This is a genomic window from Mycobacterium sp. pW045 (genome assembly GCF_041287085.1).
Taxonomy (GTDB): domain Bacteria; phylum Actinomycetota; class Actinomycetes; order Mycobacteriales; family Mycobacteriaceae; genus Mycobacterium; species Mycobacterium algericum_A.
This window is the reverse complement of sequence record NZ_JBGGKU010000027.1, coordinates 1-1,018: the sequence shown is the minus strand read 5'-3', so window position 1 is coordinate 1,018 and position 1,018 is coordinate 1. Positions and strand designations below refer to the sequence as shown.

Sequence of the window (1,018 nt, the reverse complement as noted above, 5' to 3'; positions counted from 1 at the left end):
ACGGTGGTAACGGTGGTGCCGGTTATGACGCGGCCGGTGACCCGGGTGCTGCACCCGGTACGGCCGGTGGCAATGGCGGTGCCGGTGGTGCGGCCGGTGATCACGGCAATGGTGGCGCGGGCGGTAACGGCGGTAACGGTGCGGCGGGCACCGATGGTGCCGACAGCACCGGTGTGGGCATTGATGGCTCTGGCGGTACCGCGGGTGGTGTGGGCGGTTCCGGTGGTGCCGGTGGCACCGGTGGTTCGGTGGTCGGTTCCGGTGGCGCCGGTGGTCTGGGCGGCAACGGTGGCGATGGTGGCGCCGGTGGTAAGGGCTTCGACGGTGCTGACGCGACTACTGCCGGTGGTGACGGTGGTACCGGCAGCAACGGCGGCGATGGTGGTGCCGGTGGCGTGGCCGGTGCTGGTGGTGCCGGCGGCACGGCGACCAACGGTGCTGCGGGCGCCAACGGCGATGGCGGCGAGGGCGGCCAGGGCGGTGACGCCGGCGCGGCCGGGAACGGCGGTCAAGGTGCCGACGGCGACGCGTCCAATCCCCATGGTGGGCAGGGTGGTCGCGGCGGCGACACCGGCACGGTCGGTGCTGGTGGCGCCGGTGGTAGCGCCGGCAGCGGCGGGGCATCCGGAACCGGCAACGCCGGTGCCGACGGCGCAGCCGGCAACGCCCCCGTCAGCGGTCACGGTGGTAACGGTGGTGCCGGTTATGACGCGGCCGGTGACCCGGGTGCTGCACCCGGTACGGCCGGTGGCAATGGCGGTGCCGGTGGTGCGGCCGGTGATCACGGCAATGGTGGCGCGGGCGGTAACGGCGGTAACGGTGCGGCGGGCACCGATGGTGCCGACAGCACCGGTGTGGGCATTGATGGCTCTGGCGGTACCGCGGGTGGTGTGGGCGGTTCCGGTGGTGCCGGTGGCACCGGTGGTTCGGTGGTCGGTTCCGGTGGCGCCGGTGGTCTGGGCGGCAACGGTGGCGATGGTGGCGCCGGTGGTAAGGGCTTCGACGGTGCTGACGCGAC

General features: G+C 73.4%; 1 protein-coding gene. It reads left to right on the top strand.

Annotated elements, in window-relative coordinates; genetic code table 11:
• Nucleotides 1–1,018 (top strand): hypothetical protein (locus ACAG20_RS21045; RefSeq protein ID WP_370494001.1); only part of this gene is annotated, 1,018 nt, incomplete at both ends.